This window comes from Streptomyces sp. NPDC004752 (assembly GCF_053601275.1).
Window position 1 is genome coordinate 80255 of record NZ_JBSGBN010000011.1, and the last position, 20177, is coordinate 100431.

At 69.4% G+C, this 20177-nt stretch carries 11 protein-coding genes and 1 pseudogene; all 12 read left to right on the forward strand.

What is annotated here, in order from left to right; genetic code table 11:
* The first annotated feature begins 120 nt into the window (after positions 1-120).
* The 12 genes and pseudogenes from ACWEKM_RS07175 to ACWEKM_RS07230 all read left to right on the forward strand — a co-directional run bounded on the left by ACWEKM_RS07175 (position 121) and on the right by ACWEKM_RS07230 (position 20104).
* Positions 121-2172 (forward strand): peptidoglycan-binding protein, encoded by a 2052-nt coding sequence (locus ACWEKM_RS07175; RefSeq protein ID WP_451620158.1) that lies wholly within the window; start codon positions 121-123, stop codon positions 2170-2172.
* Positions 2173-2365: 193 nt separating this feature from the next.
* A complete protein-coding gene (locus tag ACWEKM_RS07180) occupies positions 2366-2674 on the forward strand; it encodes a hypothetical protein (protein WP_451620159.1) in 309 nt (102 codons plus the stop codon).
* Positions 2675-2883: 209 nt separating this feature from the next.
* Positions 2884-3303 (forward strand): annotated as a pseudogene (locus tag ACWEKM_RS07185) (RNA polymerase sigma factor); the annotation flags it as partial.
* Positions 3304-3397: 94 nt separating this feature from the next.
* Complete coding sequence (locus tag ACWEKM_RS07190; protein ID WP_451620160.1) at positions 3398-3658, forward strand: type II toxin-antitoxin system VapB family antitoxin; 261 nt, start codon at positions 3398-3400, stop codon at positions 3656-3658.
* 63 nt (positions 3659-3721) lie between these two features.
* The gene (locus ACWEKM_RS07195; RefSeq protein ID WP_451620161.1) at positions 3722-4081 is read left to right on the forward strand and encodes a PIN domain-containing protein; all 360 of its coding nucleotides are present in this window, start codon (positions 3722-3724) and stop codon (positions 4079-4081) included.
* 148 nt (positions 4082-4229) lie between these two features.
* Complete coding sequence (locus ACWEKM_RS07200) at positions 4230-4460, forward strand: hypothetical protein (RefSeq protein ID WP_451620162.1); 231 nt, start codon at positions 4230-4232, stop codon at positions 4458-4460.
* A 111-nt stretch (positions 4461-4571) separates the two neighbouring features.
* On the forward strand, positions 4572-6293 hold the full coding sequence (locus tag ACWEKM_RS07205) for a serine/threonine-protein kinase (protein WP_451620163.1): 1722 nt from the start codon (positions 4572-4574) through the stop codon (positions 6291-6293).
* A 149-nt stretch (positions 6294-6442) separates the two neighbouring features.
* Positions 6443-6910, forward strand: coding sequence for an XRE family transcriptional regulator (locus ACWEKM_RS07210; protein ID WP_451620164.1), 468 nt, complete (start codon positions 6443-6445; stop codon positions 6908-6910).
* A 49-nt stretch (positions 6911-6959) separates the two neighbouring features.
* Positions 6960-7526 carry a ParH-like protein gene (locus ACWEKM_RS07215; RefSeq protein WP_451620165.1) on the forward strand — a complete coding sequence of 189 codons (567 nt, stop codon included), beginning with the start codon at positions 6960-6962 and terminating at the stop codon, positions 7524-7526.
* Positions 7514-8734 carry an MAB_1171c family putative transporter gene (locus ACWEKM_RS07220; protein WP_451620166.1) on the forward strand — a complete coding sequence of 407 codons (1221 nt, stop codon included), beginning with the start codon at positions 7514-7516 and terminating at the stop codon, positions 8732-8734. Before ACWEKM_RS07215 ends, ACWEKM_RS07220 begins: the two co-directional genes overlap by 13 nt.
* A 352-nt stretch (positions 8735-9086) precedes the next feature.
* A complete protein-coding gene (locus ACWEKM_RS07225; protein ID WP_451620167.1) occupies positions 9087-13424 on the forward strand; it encodes a LamG-like jellyroll fold domain-containing protein in 4338 nt (1445 codons plus the stop codon).
* A 269-nt stretch (positions 13425-13693) separates the two neighbouring features.
* Complete coding sequence (locus ACWEKM_RS07230; protein WP_451620168.1) at positions 13694-20104, forward strand: RHS repeat-associated core domain-containing protein; 6411 nt, start codon at positions 13694-13696, stop codon at positions 20102-20104.
* Positions 20105-20177 lie beyond the last annotated feature (73 nt).

Here is a 20177-nt window from a genome sequence, read left to right on the forward strand (position 1 = left end):
CGGATTCTGCACCGACTAATCGTGGTGGGAGCCAGGAGCCCTGCGAGGGATATCTGCCGTTGCTGAACGCGCTCACCGGCTGCCCCACCACAAATCCCCCACAATTGCAGGAGGCATCACATGTCGCTGCGCTCACGAACGAGTCGCAGAACACGCTTAGTCCTGGCCTCGGCGGCCGCCGGTAGCATCGCCCTGACCGGTATCACGGCCCTCACCGCCGCCCCGGCCACAGCCGCCGCAGCCCCCATCAGCAGCTCCGAGGTCCTGAACCGCGCGGCCAGCTGGCTCACCGCCAACCACGGTTCCCAGGTGCCCTACAGCCAGGCCAAGAACTGGTCCGACGGCTACCGCCAGGACTGCTCCGGCTTCGCCTCCATGGCTCTCGGGCTAAAGGGTTCTCCCAACACCGTGGGGCTGGCGAACGATCGGAGCCTCACCACGCCGATCAGCCTCAAGGACCTGCAGCCCGGCGATCTCCTGATCGACGCCCAGGGCAACAACAACACGCGCCACGTGGTGATCTTCGATGGGTGGACGGACTCCACGCACACCGCGTATCGCGCGTACGAGCAGCGCGGCCATCACGGGACCGACCACCGTGTGCTCACCTACGGGCTGAACGCCGGCAGTGAGTACAAGCCGTACCACCCGGTGAACGTCAGCGGCTCCGGCACCTCGTCGCAGGCCCCGAGCGCCTCGTCGCAGGGCCCGTCCACCTCGTCGCAGGGTCCGACCACCTCGTCGCAGCCGGAGTTGAGCTTCGGCAGCACGGGCACCAGTGTCAAAACCGTCCAGGATCTGCTCAACGGCCAGGGGAGCAGCCTCACGGTCGACGGCGAATTCGGCCCCGCCACCAAGGCGGCGGTGAAGGACTTCCAGCGCGCCCACGGGTTGACGGTCGACGGTGAGGTGGGCCCGGAAACCTGGGGCGCGCTGGTCGGTAGTAAGCAAGGGGCAGGCACCGGCACGGGAGGGGAGGACCACTCGGCCTCCTCCACCCCCGCCGGTGGAGAGGACACGTCTTCGTCGGCCGACACCTCTTCGGACGACGGCGATGGCAGCTCCGCCTCGGATTCCAGCACCGGGGACTCCAACTCCGGCTGGGACTCCAGCACCAGTGCCGGGGACTCCAGCGCCAGCGCCGGGGACTCCAGCACCGGCTGGGGCTGGGGCGACGACTCCGGCTCGGACTCCAGCGCCAACGCCGGGGACTCCAGCGCCAACGCCGGGGACTCCAGCGCCAGTGCCGGGGACTCCAGCACCGGCTGGGGCTGGGGCGACGACTCCGGCTCGGACTCCAGCGCCAACGCCGGGGACTCCAGCACCAACGCCGGGGACACCAGCACCGGCTGGGGCTGGGGCGACGACTCCGGCTCGGACTCCAGCGCTAGCACCGGGGACTCCAGCGCTGACTGGGGCTGGGGCGACAGCTCTGGCTGGGACGCCAGTGCCAGCACCGGGGACGCCAGTGCCAGCGCCGGGGATTCCAGCACTGGCTGGGGCGACAGCTCTGGCTGGGATGCCAGTGCCAGCGCCGGGGACTCCAGTGCCAGCGCCTCGGATTCCAGCACGGGCTGGGACTGGGGCTCTGGCTGGGATGCCAGCACCGGGGACACCAGTGCCAGCGCCGGGGACTCCAGTGCCAGCGCCGGGGATTCCAGCACTGGCTGGGGCGATACCTCCGGCTGGGATGCCAGTGCCAGCGCCGGGGACTCCAGTGCCAGCGCCGGGGATTCCAGCACTGGCTGGGGCGATACCTCCGGCTGGGACACCAGTGCCAGCGCCGGGGACTCCAGTGCCAGCGCCGGGGATTCCAGCACCGGCTGGGGCGACACCTCCGGCTGGGACACCAGCGCCAGCACCGGGGACTCCAGTGCCAGCGCCTCGGATTCCAGCACGGGCTGGGACTGGGGCTCTGGCTGGGATGCCAGCGCCGGGGACACCAGTGCCAGCGCCGGGGATTCCAGCACTGGCTGGGGCGACACCTCTGGCTGGGACACCAGCGCCAGCACCGGGGACACCAGCACTGGCTGGGGCGACACCTCCGGCTGGGACACCAGCGCCAGCACCCAGGACACCAGCGCCAGCTGGGGCGACACCTCCGGCTGGGGCGACAGCTCCGGCTGGGACGCCGGCGCCAGCTTCGGCGACTCCGGCGCCGGCGGGTGGTAGTAAACCTCTCGCACCAATAGCGCGACGTCTGCCCGGCTGCCCATGAGCGGCCGGGCAGGCGTCGCGCCCCCGTACCTTGCCGTCATCCAGCCGATGTGGCGAGTCGAAGACGGGCGCGGTTCTTGGCTCATCGTGGTGGGTGCCGCCCGGTATCCCGGCGAGTTCAAGCGGGATCTCGGCGTCGTAGCGGGTGATGGCGAAGACGCTCGGGCGGAAGGCGAGGGTCGAATTTCCTCTTCCGCGCGGCCGCTACTACACCACCGCCGCAGCCAAGGTCGAGCCCGCATCGGCGTCATCGCCACTGGCGGGCGCCGTGATGGTGCTGGACATGTGCGGCAACGGGTGGGGCAACTGGCACTGGCTTCGCGACGATCCTTCACAGCTGATGCGGCTGCTGCCCCTCACGATCTTCGGAGTGCCCGTCGTCGCGTCCGTGCTCCCCTTGCATCGCGCGGTCGCCGGTGTGGCGGGTAAGCCCGAGACAGCCCTGCCGTCTGCCTGACGAGGGCGGTTTGCTGAGGGCTCGGCGACCGTCAGATCGTCGGGCCCTGAAGATCGGTGACGGTCAGTCAGAGCGGAGGTGGGCTACCTGGTGGAATCCGATCCGGCGGACCCCGGGAACTTTGTCCGTCCGGGCCGGCGGGTTGCTCTGCCCGGTGAGCAGGCTGCAGTCCTCCACCATGCCCGGCTGTGTTGTGGCTGTCTGCACCCCGGGGGGCGGTGGATCCGGAGGGTGGTTCACTCACACCGTGGCTGCTCGGCATCGCGACGCACAAGGCGCACAACGCCAACCGCGGGCTGCGCGGGCGGCTCGCCTTCCTGACTCGCAGTCCGGAGCCCCGGCCGGTGGCGGACTTCGCGGACGAGACGGCCGGCCGGATCGACGATGCGCGCCGTCTCGGGCTGGTTTACGACGCCCTGCGTCAACTGAGTCGCCCAGACCGTGAGGTGATCGCTCTGTGCGTCGGTGCCGGGCTGGACTACCAGCAGGCCGCCGAGGCGCTGGGTATCCCGGTCGGCACCGTGAGGTCGCGGCTCTCGCGCGATATGGGCCTGCCCCCTGCACGACTCGGCGCAGCAACGAACGCTCCGGCTGGTGATCCATCTCCGGCGCCGTACCCCTGCCCCTGATCGAGGTGCCCTCGGGGCGCCCCAGCATCCTGATGTCATTTCTAAGCCTGAATTGATATCGCTGGTGGGTCGTCGGGCTGAGGAGGGATAACTGATGGCCAGGACTGTGATCGATCTGGACGAGGAGATCGTCGAGCAGGCGATGCGGGTGTACGGGGTGAAGACGAAGGCCGCCGCAGTGCGGGCGGCCATGGAGGAGGGGGTGCGGCTGCGGCTGCGCCGGGAGCTGTTCGATGCTATTGACGAGGGTGAGTTCGAGGACGCGTTCGCGGAGATCCGGTCGCAGACGGGGCCGCGGAATCCGGACGGCTCGCTGAAGCGTGAAGGCCGTGAAGGCGGGGCCTCGGCGGTGTGAAGGGGCGCTACCTCATCGACAAGTCCGCGCTGGCCCGCCGGGGCGAGCCGGGGCGAGCCGGCGGTGCGGGCGCGGCTGGATGCGCTGGACCGCGACGGGCTCCGAGCGGTGTGCGCCCCGACCGAGTACGAGGTTCTGTACGCGGCGCGCGGAAAGCCCGAGGCGCTGCGCCTGGGTAGTCTGCTCCGCGGTTTCGACTACCTGCCCTGCAATGACGAGGAGTTCGAGCGGGCACTCGCGATCCAGGCGCTGGCGCTGAACGCCGGCTTTCACCGGGCGCTGTCGCTGGCCGACGTCCTCATCGCGGCCACCGCCGAACGGCACCGGGCCACGGTCCTGCACTACGACGGCGACTTCGACGTGATCGCCTCGGTGAGCGGGCTGCAAGCCGAGTGGGTCGTGGAGCCTGGCACCGCCGACTGAGCTGGGAACGCCGCATGCCGTGCCGGCGCGTGCCTCGATGGGTGGGCCAGGGCCTGCGGATGGCGCTGCCGTTCCCCGGGTTGCGGGTTGCGGGTTGCGAGTTGCGGGTCGCTCGCGAGCGCCAGGCCGTGCCGTCCGAATCGCTGGAATGGCGCGCACCGGCCCCCGTGGCGGTCGCTTCGGGGGCTGGCGCCCCGTCGATTGGTCCGAGGCGGTGTCGGCCGGGTGGATCCGGGTCCGTCACGGCTCGATGCTGCTGCCGGGCATTGAGAAGCGGAAGTCGCCGACGGCCGGCCAGGGTGCCTTCTGGCGGATGGTGAGGGAGTGCGACGGTCGCGCCCTCCTGTTCGAAGCCCACGAGGAGCCGATGCTGATATGAATGCTCTGTGCGCAATGTGAGCCTAGATGAATCGCGAGTGGTGTGGCGTGCCCGCGTGCCGCATGCTCCGACTCCGACTTCCTGCGGCCCGAGTGATGCCCGGAGAGGTTCATGAGGAGTCTGGATCCCGGGGATCCCTCGGTCATAGGTGGTTATCCCCTGCTGGCGCGACTTGGGGCCGGCGGCATGGGACAGGTGTTTCTGTCCCGCACTCCGTCCGGCCGCCCACTCGCGCTGAAGACCGTACGCACCGAGTTCGGCCTGGATCCCGGCTTCGAGCAGCGGTTCGCCCGGGAGATCGCGAGCAGTGACCGGGTGCGCTCCGCGTGGACGGTTTCGGTCGTCGACTACAGTCCCGCGGGACACCGGCCGCAGTGGCTGGCCACGGAGTACGTTGCCGCCCCTTCCCTCACCGACTGGGTGGAACGGTACGGTTCGCTGCCTGAGCCCGCGGTCCGGGCCCTGGCGGCGGAACTCGGCGAGGGGCTGCGGGCCGTGCACCGGGCGGGCCTCGCACACCGCGACGTGAAGCCGTCCAATGTGCTGCTGGCCCGGCGGCACCCCCTGCTCATCGACTTCGGTATCGCCAGGGCCGCCGACGCCACCCGGCACACCCATACCGGGGGAGTCATCGGCTCGCCCGGTTATATGGCGCCGGAGCAGGCCACCGGAGGGATCTCCGGCGAACCCGGAGACATCTTCTCCCTGGCGGCGGTTCTGGTGTACGCGGCGTGTGGAACGGGGCCGTTCCTGCGCCCGGACGAGGAGTCGTCGGCGGCACAACTGCTCTACCGCGTCGTCCACGACAGGCCGGTGCTCGACGGAGTACCGGAATCGCTCGCGCCCTTGCTGGCCGCCTGCCTGCACAAGTCGCCGGATGCCCGTCCCACCGCGGACGAGTTGCTGGAGCGGCTCGCCGCCGGGCCCGACGGCTGGGACCCGGCGCTGACCCCGGGCCTGGAGGCGGACATCGCGGCGCGGGAAGCCGAGGCAGGGGTGCTGCTGGAACGGCCGGATGCCCTCCGTCTGCCGGTGAGCCCGGTGCCCGGGGCGGGGTTCGGGCCACCGGTGGGATTCGACCGGACGGTGCCGACGGCGGGATTCGGGCCACCGGTCGATCTCAGCGGGACGGTGCCCGGGACCGGGCATGAACTGTCCGGCCCGTACGGGCCACCGGCCGCGTACCTCCATCCCCCCGCCGTCCCGGCCGGTACCGGGCCCGTGTCCCTCGCCCCGCCCGGCCCGGCTGCCGGCCCCGCAACCGGACGATGGTCGGCGCGGGTCCTCGCGGCCGGCGGGGTCGCGGGCGCGGTGGCGGCGGCAGCCGTCGTCACGGCACTGGTGTGGCCGGGCGGCACCGACAAAGCCCCGAACGGCGGTGACCGTACGTCTCCGCCGCCCTCCCCTTCTCGGTCCCGCAACACGGCCGGGGCCGCCCTACCCGCGTCCTGGGTGGGCACTTGGCAGGGCACAGGGCCCGGCAGCATCTCCGGGGACGGCATCCTCGACGCACATACGACCGCGTCGTCCGTGACTCTCACCCTCCACGCCGCGGCTCGGGGTGATATCGCCGGCAGGCAGGTCAGCCATGTCACCGACGCCACAACCGGCGAGGACATCGGGTGCACCGAAGCGCTGCGCCTGCGGGAGACGCACGGAACGACCATGGTCTTCGAGGCGGTGACGAGCACCGCGACGGACCCTTCTGTCACCGTGCTGTGCATTCGGGGCAACATCTACACCCTGACCAAGAAGGGTGCCGACACGCTGACCCTCCGGGAGGACGGCATCGGAACCTCGGGAGACCCCTCCAGGCTGACCCGCTCGTCCTGACACCGGCGGACCGTCACCGCGGGCGTAAGCCAAGGCGGATGAGGCGGATGGAAACTCTGGGATCGGAAAACCTGGGGCGGAAAACCTAGGACGGAAAACCTAGGATGGTTCCGCCAAAGTTGAGGCAGTACCAGAGGGGAGGCCCGCACGTGAGCACCGCCGACGCGTCCTCGCCGACCACCCTCGCGGACAAGATCGACGCGCTGTTCCGCATCGTACGGCGTCCCAGCCGTGAGCAGTTCAGCCATGAGGAGGTCGCCCGGGCGTGCCGGGAGGCCACCGGGGAGAGCTTCTCCGCCACCTACCTGTGGCAGCTGCGCACGGGCCGCCGGGACAACCCGACGAAGCGGCACCTCGAAGCGCTCGCCCAGTTCTTCGACGTACCGGTCGCCTACTTCTTCGACGACGACAAGGGTGCCGTCATCGCCAGGGAGCTGGAACTGCTGGGAGCCCTGCGGGACGCCGACGTCCGGAGTGTGGCGCTGCGTGCGGTGAACCTCTCGCCCGAGGGGGTGAGTACGATCAGCGACATGATCGACGTCCTTGCCCGGCGGGAAGGCGCGGGCGGCGGCGCGCAGGGCCGTACGGCGACGGGCGACACCCGGGCCGACGGCTGACCTGGCACGGCGGTGGACGCACAGCGACCACGGGGAAGAGGTACAGCGCGTGCGGAGCGACAAGCGCCTGTGGCAGCGATGTCGGCGCCTGGTGGACGACCTCGATCTGCCGACCCCCTTCGACACGGCCCGGTTCATCGACGTGCTGGCGCGGACCCGGGGCCGGCCGATCGAGCTCGTGCCGGTCGCCGCCCGACCCCACCTCCCGTGCGGACTGCTCGTCACCACCGATCACGCCGACCGCATCCTCTACCCCGCCGACACCACGCCCCTGCACCAGCAGCACATTCAACTGCACGAGATCGCGCACCTGCTGTGCGGTCACCACGAGACCTCACCCGCCGCGTCCTCCGCGGCCCAGGTCCTGCTGCCGCACCTCCCGGCGTCACTGGTCCAGCGGGTCCTGGGCCGTACCGTCTACACCGAGCCGCAGGAGGAGGAGGCCGAACTCGTGGCCTCCCTCATCCTGAACCGTGCCGCACAGCTCGACCGGGCCGACGCCGCCGTACCCGCACCGGCCGGGCCGGAAGAGGTCCGACTGCGGTCCCTCTTCGGCTCGCCCGAGCGGCAGAACCCGGGTCGGCCCGACGCTCGGCGGCGTTCGTGGAGAACCTGACCGCGTGTCTCGCCGCCCTGGTCTTCCTGGTGTTCGCCGGGCATCGGCTGGTGATCGCCCGCGGCGGGGGAGCGGATCCGGTTCAGCGTGACGTGGCCGGGTTCGCGCTGTTCATGGGAACGGCGATGCTCCTCAACGCCCCGGCTGTGCTGGACACGCTGGACCGGTTCGTCCCCTCGCCCGATGCCGAACTGCTGCTCACGTCCGAACTGAAGGCGGCCGCGGGCACTTTCCTCGCGTTGGTCGCACTGGCTCTCGATCCGCCGGGGTCCAGACCGGTGCGGATCCGGCGCCGTCGCCGGATCGGTGCCGCTGTCGTCGTCCAGGCGGTCGCCCTGGGCCTGTTTCTCGCCGCCGGAGTCACCGAGGACGGCGAGCGGGCCGTGGCTGCGCCCGGCCGGGGCTGGGTTCTGGCCGCGTACAACGTGCTCTTCGCCGCTTACCTCTGCTGGTGTCTGTACGCCCTGGCGCGCGCCCTGATCCGTCACGCGTTCCGGACCCCGCCGGGCCCGTTGCGCACCGGGCTGCGACTGACCGCGCTGGCCACAGCAACAGCGGTGGTGTGGACGTTGTGGGCCCTCGACGATGCCGCCGCCAATCTCACCGACGGGGGCCAGGGGCTGGGCGAGGACCTTCTGTCCACGACTCTCGGTATGGTCACCGCCGTCCTGCTTGCCTCCGGCGCGACCGCCACCTTCTGGGGCGAACACCTCACCGCCCCGCTGCGTCGGCTGCATGCCCTCCGTGCCCACAGCGACCTGGAACCCCTGTGGTCGGCGCTTCATGCCGAGCTACCTGAGATCGCGCTGGATCCGGATGCCGCACGTCGCCGTCCCGGCCTGCGCCAGGCGGAGTTCGCCCGGTACCGCCGGGTGATCGAGATCCGGGACGGCATCCTGGCGCTGCGGCCGTACCAGCGGACGGAACCCCTCGACTGGGCCGTGCGGGCACTGGACCGTACCGGCCCCGCGGCCGGCGACCGCGAGGCGGTCCTCGAAGCCGCGCTCATCGCCGCGGCACTGGAGAACAAACGGGCCGGACGGCTGTACGGCGGCACACCCGGCCAGGCCGGGCCGACGTCCTCGGCGCGCCTGGAGACCGTCGAGGACGAGGCGGCCTGGCTGGTGCGTGTCGCGCGGGCGTTCACCCACTCCGGTGTGGTGCGCGACATCCGCGACCGGGTCCGCGCACAGGTCGCGGCGGACTGAGCCGAGGCCGACGCGTCCTTGCCGACGGTGGCCGTCGGAGCGCCGGTGGCCTGTTCGAAGTGTGCGGGGCCCGACCGCGGACAGGGCCCAGGTCAATGCCCAGGTCAACACCGTTGAAGGATTTTTGGACCGTTACGGGAAGAAATTGACGATCATGGGGCAGGTGTGCCGCACTTCTTTGCCGAATGATCATCAAAGTCTGCACAACCCCTCGCAAACGTAATGATCACCACAAGTGCAAAGTCAGACTTGTCATGTCATTGTCGTTTTCCCGTCCGTTGACGTGTTGTTGGTGTGCGGGGTTAGTTACTGCAGGCAGTTGTGAGATCACTGTGGGCGGGGTGTAGCGGAAATGTGGAGCCGGATGAGGAGGGTTGGGCCCAGGACGATCGGGGTCCTGCTGGGTCTGGCCTTGGCCGTCGGGTCAGTGCCGGCGTTGGCCACCGATGTGTCGGCCGACGCTACGGCGTCGCCGGCCACGCGGAGCGGGTCACCGGCCGATGATGCCGGTGGCCTGTCGGAGGCTGACGCGTTGGCGAAAGCTGCAAAGACCGGTGAGCCGGCGGAGGTTGCGGCGCTGCGTGGTGAGTCCAGTGAGGTCTTCGCGATGCCGGACGGCAATCTGGAGGCGCGGGAGTATCTGCGTCCGGTGTGGGCCCGCGCGGCGGGTGGCTGGCAGCGTGTCGACTCCGACCTGGTGGAGACCGGGTCGGGCATGGTCGCTCCCAAGGTGTCGACGGTGGGCGTGGAGTTCTCCGGTGGGGGCGCGGCCCCGTTGGTGCGGATGTGGCGCGCGGGGCGGGAGCTGAGCCTGTCGTGGCCCACGCGGTTGCCTGAGCCTCGGCTCGCGGGGCCGGTGGCGACCTATCCGTCGGTGCTTCCGGACGTTGATCTGAGGATGACGGCCCAGGCGGATGGTTTCACTCAGCTGTTGGTGGTGAAGACGGCCGCGGCTGCGGCGAGTCCTGAACTGGCCGAGTTACGGCTGAAGCTGTCCGCGCAGGGTCTGTCCGTTGAGGAGACCCCGGACGGTGGTCTGCAGGCGCTCGACGCGGGGGCCCAGGGTGCTGTTTTCGAGGCGCCGAAGCCGATGATGTGGGACTCCAGCCCGGGTACGGATGCGGCGGGCACGGCACGGTCGTCGACAGCGGCGTCCGGCAAGAACGCTGGGCCGAGGGCGGCTGCGGGCGCGGCGGAGGAGCCGGGTGCGGGGGAGTCGGGCAAGCTGGCGCCGGTGGGGGTGGAAGTTCCCGCCGGGCAGAAGGAGTTGGTGCTGACTCCGGATGCCGGTGTGCTGAAGGGCCGGGGCACCACCTATCCCGTCTACATCGACCCGCAGTGGTATTCGCCCCGGGCGTCGGCGTGGACGATGGCGTCGAAGTACTGGGCGTCGTCACCGCAGTGGAAGTTCAACGGGGACTCCGATGCCGGGCTTGGCTACTGCAACTGGTCCTACTGCCAGCCGAACGACACCAAGCGTCTCTTCTACCGCATCCCGGTGTCCACGTTCGCGGGGCGGTCGATCCTGTCGGCGGAATTCGTGGTGCGCAACACCTGGTCGGCGTCGTGTGACGCCCGCACGGTGGAGCTGTGGCAGACCAAGGACATCTCCTCGTCGACCACGTGGAACAGTCAGAACGCATCCGGCTTCTGGATCAAGCAGTTGGCGTCGGCGTCATTTGCGTACGGCTACTCGGGCTGTGCGGCCAAGGACGCGGAGTTCAACGTGAAGTCGGCGGTGCAGACGGCCGCCGACAACAAGAGCGCCACGATGACCTTCGGACTGCAGGCGGCCAGCGAGAGCGACGGGTACGGCTGGAAGCGGTTCTCGGACAAGGCGTATCTGCGGGTGAAGTACAACCGTCCGCCGTCCCAGATCAAGCTGTCGCAGCTCACCATGAGCCCGGGCGGTCCCTGTGTGGCCTCCGAGAAGATGGTCCGCATCCGTTCCACTGCGACGGTCCGCGCGAACGACGTCACCGATCCGGACGGGGACACGGTCTCGGTCCAGTTCCAGGCGTCCTGGGACGCCGGTGACGGCGCCGGCTGGAAGGCCCGCTGGACCTCGGCCAGGACGACGAGCAAGAAGAGCGGTTCCGATTTCTCGATGGTGCTGCCCGGCAGCATTCCCAAGGACAAGCACGTCGAATGGCACGCGCGCTCCTACGACGGGGCCCAGTGGTCGGCCTGGAGCTATACCGGTTCCCACGGCTGCCACTTCATGTACGACACCAGCGTGCCGGTCGGGCCGGTGATCAGCTCCGCACAGTACGGCGAGTCCGACTCCGAGAACCCCAACGACCCCTGGTGGGACGGCGTCGGACGGTACGGCACCTTCTCCGTGGGCACCACGTCCACCGATGTGACCAAGTACTGGTTCGGCATCAACACCTTGCCCAGCAGCGCCAACACGCTGACCACCACCGGCGGCGGCGTCAAGACGATCAAGTTCATGCCGACCAGGCCGGGCCTGAACTTCATCACCGCCCAGGCGTTCGACGCCGCGGGCAACGGCTCGGAGCCGACCACATACGCCTTTCGGGTACGTGCGGGGCAGCCTGACCGGCTGTCCTGGCAGATGGACGAGAACACCGGCGCCACCAGCGTGACCGGGCAGGGCGGGGACTGGCCGGCCGAACTCCACGGAGGGGCCGCACCTGGAGGGGAAGGCAAAGACGGCACCGGTCTCGCACTGGACGGAACCGACGACTACGCCGCCACCGTCTCTCCCGTGCTGAACACGGCCAAGAGCTACTCCGTGTCACTGTGGGCCAAGCTGCCTACGGACAAGCCCAACAGGCCGACCGTCGCGCTCGCCCAGGCGGGACAGAACAACAGCGGTTTCGAGATCTACCACTCCTCCGCACTGGGCGGCTGGGTGTTCCTGCGACACGGCTCCGACGCCGCCGGCGGTGCCACAGCCGTCCGGGCCGTGCAACCAGCCTGCCCCTCGGGCGGCACCGAATGCGAAGCAGCCCGCCTCGGCACCTGGACCCATCTGGTGGGAGTCTTCGACAACCCCAATCACCAGCTCAAGCTGTACGTGAATGGGACGCTGTCCGGCACCGCCGAGTTCACCACTCCCTGGGACGCACGGGGCGGCACCATTCTGGGTGCCGCCCAGCACCTCGGAACCATGGGCAACTTCTTTCCCGGCTCGCTCGACGAGGTCCAGCTCTTCGACTACCAGCTCACCGATGCCCAGGTCGGTACATTGGCCGACCGGCGGCCGGTGGACACCGGCCGCCCCGCCAAGCTGGTCTGGCCGTTGGATGAGAAGTCCGAAGCTTCGAAGGTGGTCGGACGCGGTCAGCGCGCCGAGGCCATACTCAAGGGCGGCGCCTCGGCCGGAACCAGCGGTGTCAACGGCCGGGCCCTGTCGTTCGACGGGACCGACGACTACGTCACGACACAACGCCCCGTGCTGGACACATTCCAGAGTTTCGCGGTCTCGGCGTGGGTGCGCCTGCCCGAGGACAAACAACCCGTCGCGACCGTTGCCGTCTCCCAACTCGGCTCCACCCGGCGAAGTTTCGAGCTGTACCACTCCTCCGCCCTCGGCGGCTGGGTCTTCACCCGGCCCGAGAGCGACACCGCGGACGCCACCCTGATCCGCGCGACCCAGTCCGTCTGCCCCGCCAACACCAACTGTGCCGCGGGACGGTTCGGCGAGTGGAACCATGTGGTGGGCGTCTACGACGCCGACACCTCCCGGCTCCTGCTCTATGTCAACGGTGTCCTTCAAGCCAGTACGCCGTTCGCCGGCCGCTGGTCGTCCGAGGGAACTCTCAGCATCGGCAGCGGACTCAAGCCGGACGGCACGGTCAGCTCCCCGCTCAAGGGTGACATCGACGACGTGCGGCTGTACGACCGTGCCGTGTCGGACGACGAGGTGCAGCAGTTGTTCAAGCAGCGTGCACTGGTCAAGAGCCGCTGGACGTTCGAGGAGACCACGGGCACAGCTCCGGTGACCGTCCCGGACGGCGCGGGCACCGGCAACGCCCTCACGCTGAACGGCGGCGCAAGCAAGGCGGATGCGGGATTCATCGACTTCGGTGCCCTGCAACTCGACGGCACCACCGGCTACGCCGCTGCCAAGAGTATGCCGGTGGATACCTCGGGCAGTTTCACACTGACCGGCTGGGCGCAGGCCGCGGCGATGCCCGGCGGTGCGGTGGCCCTGGCCGGTGCGGAGGGCAGCGCGCGCAGCGCCTTCACGGTCCGGTTCGTGCCCGACGCCAAGGACCCCGAGAACAGCCCCGGGCGCTGGCAGTTGGCCGTGGCGGACAAGAACGACACGGACGCCACCGTGGTGCAGGTCGACAACGGCGAGTTCTACGACGCCCGCGAGTGGAACCATCTGGCCCTGGTCTATGACGGCTTCGCCAAGGAGGCCCGTCTCTACGTCAACGGCGGCCTGGCAGAAGTCGCCTGCACGGACACCGACGGCGACGGCACCAGCGACAGTGCTACCTGCACGGATCAGGTCTCCCGGGCGGAGAACGTGTTGTCGTTCAAGGCCACGTCGTTGCAGATCGGCCGCAGCGGCACCGGCAGCAGCGCCGGGGGATACTTCCCCGGCCTGGTGGACGACGTGTGGACCTTCCAAGGCGCACTGAACGACAGCCAGATCACCGAACTGGCCGGCTCCTTCTTCGACATCCCCACCGAGGTCCCTGCCGGTTCCTGACCCGCCGGGTCCGGGGCGGCGGCTGCCCCGGACCCGGTCCTTCCTGATCTTCCCGGTCTTTCCTGATCTTCCTGTTCGTCCCGGTTGCCGAACACGCAGCGCGCCCGAACCGGAAATGTCATGCCCGGATCACTCCTTATCCGCACGGTCAGACGGCTGCGGCCGGCTACCTCAGTCCTGTCCACCTCCGTAACTCACCCCTTCTCGGCGACGCCGGTGCTCCACGACGCGCGCACCGGCACGCCACTCAGCCTTGGACGGCATCACGCATGAGACGCAGACCACCACGTCTTTCCTCCAGAGCGCTGTACAAGCCGGTCTCCCTGGTCATGTCCGCGCTTATGGTCGGCGGACTGATCCAGGCCGCCGCCTCACCCGCCGCGGCCGCCACCGGCCACCCCCTGCCGGGCGTACCGAAGGCCGACCAGCCCGTGGCCGGTGCCGACGGCCTCAAGCCCCGGCCCCGCAAGCTCACCAAGGGCCCGCGGACACCGGCCGAACCGCCCCGGCGCGCCTGGCCGAAGCCCGGCACCGCCACCGTGGAGATACCCGAGCACGGCTCCAGCCGGGCCGGTGACCTCCCGCTGCGCCTGGCCCCGCCGAAGACACCGAAGGACGCCGCCCGAGGCGCCGTCGAGGCCCGCCTGCAAAGCCGCGGACAAGCCGAACGCGCAGGCGTCGACGGAGTGTTGTTCACCCTCGAAGCCAAGGACCGTCCGCAGAAGGCAGCCGTGGCCGGATCCGGGAAGGTGTCCGCCCCGGCCGGCCCAGGCGAGGTCGCCGTCACCGTCGACTACGCCGGCTTCGCCCAGGCATACGGCGGCGGCTACGCATCACGGCTGCACCTGGTCGAACTGCCCGCCTGCGCCCTTGCCACCCCCGCCGAGGACGCCTGCCGCAGGAGCACCCCGCTCGCCACGCGCAACGACACCGACCGCCACACCCTGACGGCGAACACGGTGACCCTGCGCTCCGGCGCGGTGACCGTCCTGGCCGCCGTGCCTGAGACCGGCGGTGAGAAGGGCGACTTCAAGGCCACCTCCCTGTCACCGTCGGCGACCTGGAGCACCGAACTCAACACCGGCGACTTCACCTGGTCCTACGACATGCCGGTGCCGGACGTCCCCGGTGACCTCGCTCCGGAGGTGGGCCTGGACTACTCCTCCGGAGCGATCGACGGCCGCACCGGCACCACCAACAACCAGGGTTCCTGGGTGGGCGACGGCTTCGAGCTGTCACCCGGCTTCATCGAGCGCCGTTACAAGCCGTGCGCCGAGGACGGGGAGAAGAACGCCGACGGCAACAAGCCGGGCGACCTGTGCTGGTCGTACGACAACGCCTACCTGACCTTCAACGGCAAGGGCGGCGAACTGGTCCCCGCCGGAAACGACGAGTTCAAGCTGCAACAGGACGACGGCACCCGCGTCGCCCACCTGACCAGCACCGAGCGCGGCAACGGCGACGACGACGGCGAGTACTGGCGGCTGACCACCCCCGACGGTACGCGCTACTACTTCGGCTACCACCGGCTGCCCGGCTGGACGGACGGCAAGGAGACCACCGACTCGACGTGGACCGTGCCGGTCTTCGGCAACAACACGGGCGAGCCGTGTCACGCCTCCGACTTCGCCGGATCCTGGTGCCAGCAGGCATGGCGGTGGAACCTCGACTATGTGGTGGACACCCACGGCAACGCCATGGGCTACCACTACGCCAAGGAGACCAACTCCTACGGCCGCAACCTCAAGGCCGACGCCGACACCCCTTACACCCGCGCCGGTTACGTGCGGCGCATCGACTACGGGCTGCGTTCCTCACGCATGTTCGCCGACAAGCCGCTCGCCCAGGTCGTCTTCGACAGCGCCGAGCGCTGCCTGCCCCAGGACGGCGTCACCTGCGCCGCCGACACCATCGACAGCAAGTCGTTCTACTGGTACGACACGCCCTGGGACCTGAACTGCACGGCCGGCACCAAGTGCGACAACGGCCGGCTGACGCCGTCGTTCTGGACCCGCAAGCGGCTGACCGCGGTCACCACCCAGCTCCTGCGGTCCGACGGCACCTACGGCAAGGTCGACTCCTGGCAGCTCGGCCACCGTTGGGGCATGGCGGACACCGACTACCAACTGCTCCTCGACAGCGTGCAGCACACCGGCCACACCGCCACCCCGTCGCTCACGCTGCCCAGGACCACCTTCGCCTACACCCAGCTCGCCAACCGACTGGACCGCATCGGCGACGGCTATGCCCCCTTCGTCAAGGAGCGGCTGTCCACCGTCGCGGACGAGTCGGGCGGGCAGATCGACGTCAACTACTCCGCTCCGGCGTGCGACGCCGACGCGCTGCCGACCCCCGAGACCAACACCACCCGCTGCTTCCCGCAGTTCATCGGCGGTGACAGCAGTGACGCCCCGGACCGCGAGTGGTTCAACAAGTACGTCGTCACCTCCGTGACGGCCACCGACCGCACGGGCGGGGCCCCGGACGAGGTGACCGCGTACGAGTACCTCGACGGTGCCGCCTGGCACTTCGATGACGACGACGGCCTGACCAAGGAGAAGTACAAGACCTGGTCGCAGTGGCGCGGCTACGGGCATGTGCGGGTCGAGGGCGGCGGCCAGGGCGGCGCCGCCGCCATGAAGTCGCAGCAGGACCACTACTTCCTGCGCGGCATGGACGGCGACCGCAAGACACCGACGGGCGGCACCAAGTCCGTGACCGTCGCGCTCGGCGCCGGTGAGGGCGATCCGCTCACCGACCACGAGTCGGCCGCGGGCTTCCAGTACCGCACCGTCACCTTCGACCGGCCCGGCGGCAAGATCCTGGAAAGGACCGTGAACCGGCCCTGGCACCATGAGACGGCCAAGAAGGTCCGCGACTGGGGCACCGTCACCGCCAACTTCACCGGCACCTCCGAGACCAAGAACTACACCTCCCTGGACGACGGCGCCGGTGACAAGTGGCGCACCACCACCACCTCCACCAGCTACGACACCGTCGCCGGACGGGTCACCCAGGAGGAGGACCTGGGGGACACCGCCACGGCGGACGACGACCAGTGCACCCGCACGACCTACGCCACCAACGCCGACAAGAACATCCTCCTGCTGCCCGCACGAGTGGAAACCGTCGCCAAGGCGTGTGACGCCACGGTCGACCGGACCGAGGACGTCATCGACGACGTCCGCACCGCCTACGACGGCGGCGCCTACGGTGCGGCCCCGACCAAGGGCGACCCGACGGCCACCGCGCCGCTCAAGAGCGACAACGGCACGAAGGCGACCTACCTGGAGGCCGGCGCCGGCTACGACGACTACGGACGCGAACTCACCGTCACCGACCTGACGGCCGACGTGACCGTGTCCGGCAGCGCCGACCCCGTGCGCACCGCCCGCACCGACGGCCGTACCACCACGACGGCCTTCCTCCCGGCGACCGGTCTGCCCACCCAGACCAGGACCACCACACCGCCCGCCGACCCGAAAGACCCGGCGAGCGCCCAGACCGTCACCAAGGACCTCGACCCGCTGCGCGGACTGCTGCTGAAGCAGACCGACACCAACGGCAACCTCACCCACTACGCCTACGACGCCCTCGGCCGCTCCACCAAGGTGTGGCTCGCCGACCGCGCCACGAGCAGTACGCCGACGTACGAGTACGCCTACTCGGTCACCGAGGGCAAGCCCGTCACCGTGGCCACCAAGCTGCTCAACAACGAGGGCGGCCAGATCACGTCGTACAAGCTGTACGACGGGTTTCTGCGGGAACGGCAGTCCCAGGCGCCCGGCCCGGACGGCGGCCGGATCATCTCCGACATCTTCTACGACGAGCGGGGCCTGACCGCCAAGACCTTCGCCCCCTACTTCGCCACCGGCAGCCCCGTCACCGAACTCTTCAAGCCCGACGACGCGTTGGGCGTGGAGAGCCAGACCCGCACCTTCTACGACGGTCTGGGCCGCCAGGTCGAGGAACGGCAGATCGCCGGCAACGGCGACGGCGGCACCGTCCTGTCGACCACGAAGACGATCTACGGCGGTGACCGCACCACCCTGATACCACCGGTCGGCGACACCACCGTCACCTCCCTGGTCGACGCGCGCGGCAGCATCACCGAACTGCGCCAGCACCACACCCGAGACCCCCAGTCGGCCTACGACACCACCACCTACGACCACACCCCCTCGGGCGACCTGCTGAAGGTCACCGACCCGGCCGGCAACAGCTGGAGCTACACCTACGACCAGCTAGGCCACCAGATCTCCTTCAACGACCCGGACCGAGGCCGCACCGACACCGCGTACGACGATCACGGCCAGGTGATCTCCAGCACCGACCAGCGCGGCACCTCCCTGTTCAACACCTACGACGGACTGGGCCGCAAGACCGAGCTGCGCGAGGGCTCCGCCACCGGCGATCTCCGGGTCAAGTGGACCTACGACACCGTCACCGGCGCCAAGGGCCAGCTCGCCGAGTCGACCCGCTACGTCGACGGCCAGGCGTACACCACCGCGGTGACCGCCTACGACAAGCTGTACCGGCCCAGCAGGACGGCGACCGTGATCCCGGCGTCCGAGGGTGCGCTGGCCGGCACCTACCAGTCCGGCACCACCTACCGGCCCTCCGGCCTGGTCGCGTCGCTCAGCTACTCCGCGGCCGGCTCCCTGCCGGGCGGATCGATCAACTACACCTACGAGGACCAGACCCTGCGGCCGATCTCGGTCTTCGGCCAGGGCATGACCTCGACCGCCATCTACAGCCAGACCGGCAAACCGCTCGTCTACACCTTCGGCCTGTCCAGTGGCGGGAAGAAGACCCAGGTCACCAACACCTACGAGTTCGGCACCCAGCGGCTGTCGAGCACCCGCGTGGACCGCGAGGACCAGGCGGGCGTCGACCAGAACGTCACCTTCCGCTATGACGAGGCCGGCAACGTCCTCTCCCTGCGCGACGTCTCCCGCACCGGCACCGACAACCAGTGCTTCACCTACGACTACCTGCGCCGGCTGACGGAGGCATGGGCCCAGGGCGACCAGACCTGCGCGGACTCCCCGTCCGCGGCCAAGCTGGGCGGCCCCGCCCCGTACTGGCAGTCGTACACCTATGACAAGGCCGGCAACCGGCTGACCGACACCGGGCACGACATCGGAGGCGACACCGCCAAGGACGTCAGGCACGTCTACGCATACCCCCCTGCGGGCGAGCCCAAGGCCCATCAGCTGACCTCGCTCACCACGCAGGGACCTGCGGGCACCAGCCGGACCGACTACGGCTACGACGCGACCGGCAACACCACCGACCGCGGCACGCAGCACCTGGACTGGGACGCAGAGGGGCTCCTGGCCAAGGTCACCGAACCCGTCGACGGCAAGCCGGACAAGGTCACCGAGTACCTGTACGACGCCAACGGCAACCGGCTCATCGACCGCACGGGCGACCGGACCACCCTGCACCTCGGGCACACCGACGTCACCCTCGACAAGGGGGCGGCCAAGGCGAAGGCGACCCGCTACATCGACCTCGGCAGCGGTCACCAGGCCGTCCGCGCCGACGACGGCAGCTTCTCCTTCACCCTCGCCGACCACCACGGCACCGGCCTGCTGGCCGTCGCCGCCACCGACCTGGCCCTCACCCAGCGCCGGGTCACGCCCTTCGGCGAGACCCGCGGCACGGCACCGGCCGCATGGCCCGGAACCAAGGGCTTCGTCGGCGGCATCGACGAGACCAAGGACACCGGCTTCACCCATCTGGGCGCCCGCGAGTACGACCCCCGGACCGGCCGGTTCCTGTCCGTCGACCCGGTGATGGACCTGGCCGACCCTCAGCAGATGAACGGCTACACCTACGGCAACAACAACCCGCTGGTGTACGCCGACCCGGACGGCAAGTTCTTCGGCTTCCTCGCCATGCTCAAGCTGCTGAAGAAGGCCATCGACCTGCTCCTCAACAAGATTCCCAACAAGAACCCGGGCTTTATGCAGCGCCGGGCGAAGGCTCCAGCGGTGAGCAGCGGCAAGCTGCGCGGAGCGCTCCAGCAGATCTACCCCAAGGCGAAGGCCAAGCAGGTCTTCGGCAATGGCAAGATGTCGACGGCCATCATCCACGAGTTCAACACGGGTAAGTCCCTGCCGGGTAAGACTCAACTGCATGTCCAAAAGGGTTGGGAGACGATGAATGCGCTCTCAGAGGTGCTGGACAACGACCGCAAGGCCAGGGAGACGGGGAAGAAAACCAAAAATATCCTGTCCGATAGCGATCTGAAGGTCGCCAAGGCAGAGGCACGAGAATTGTGGGATGCCCTCAACTCGCGCGACGTCACCGGAAACATCAAAAAGAGGATGGATGGAAACGCTGAGATGAAGTCGGCTATCAAGACGAACTTCGATGAGGTGGCAAAGACGCCCGCCGTGAAGGACCTCACCGGCACGGAGTTCAAGCCGACCCAGTTCAAGGGCCCTCAGCCGGTCGGTCAGCCCACCAGACTGCGCGGATTCTCCAGAGCCCTTGGCGTCGTCGGCGGAGTCGCGACGGCCGCTGAGGCTCCCTCCTATGTACACGAGTACGGCTGGAAGAAGGGCGGGTGGGAGCTGTTCAAGGACGTCGTGGACCCGTTCGGGTTTCACGAGGCCGTGGAGCCGCCCAGGACGAGCGGAGGCATCTGCCCCCCTGAGAGCTGCGCCTGAGTACGAGTCCCGAGAGCTAGCCTGAAGATGAGGACGGGCCCGTCGCGCATCTCGCACGGCGGGCCTGGCGCTC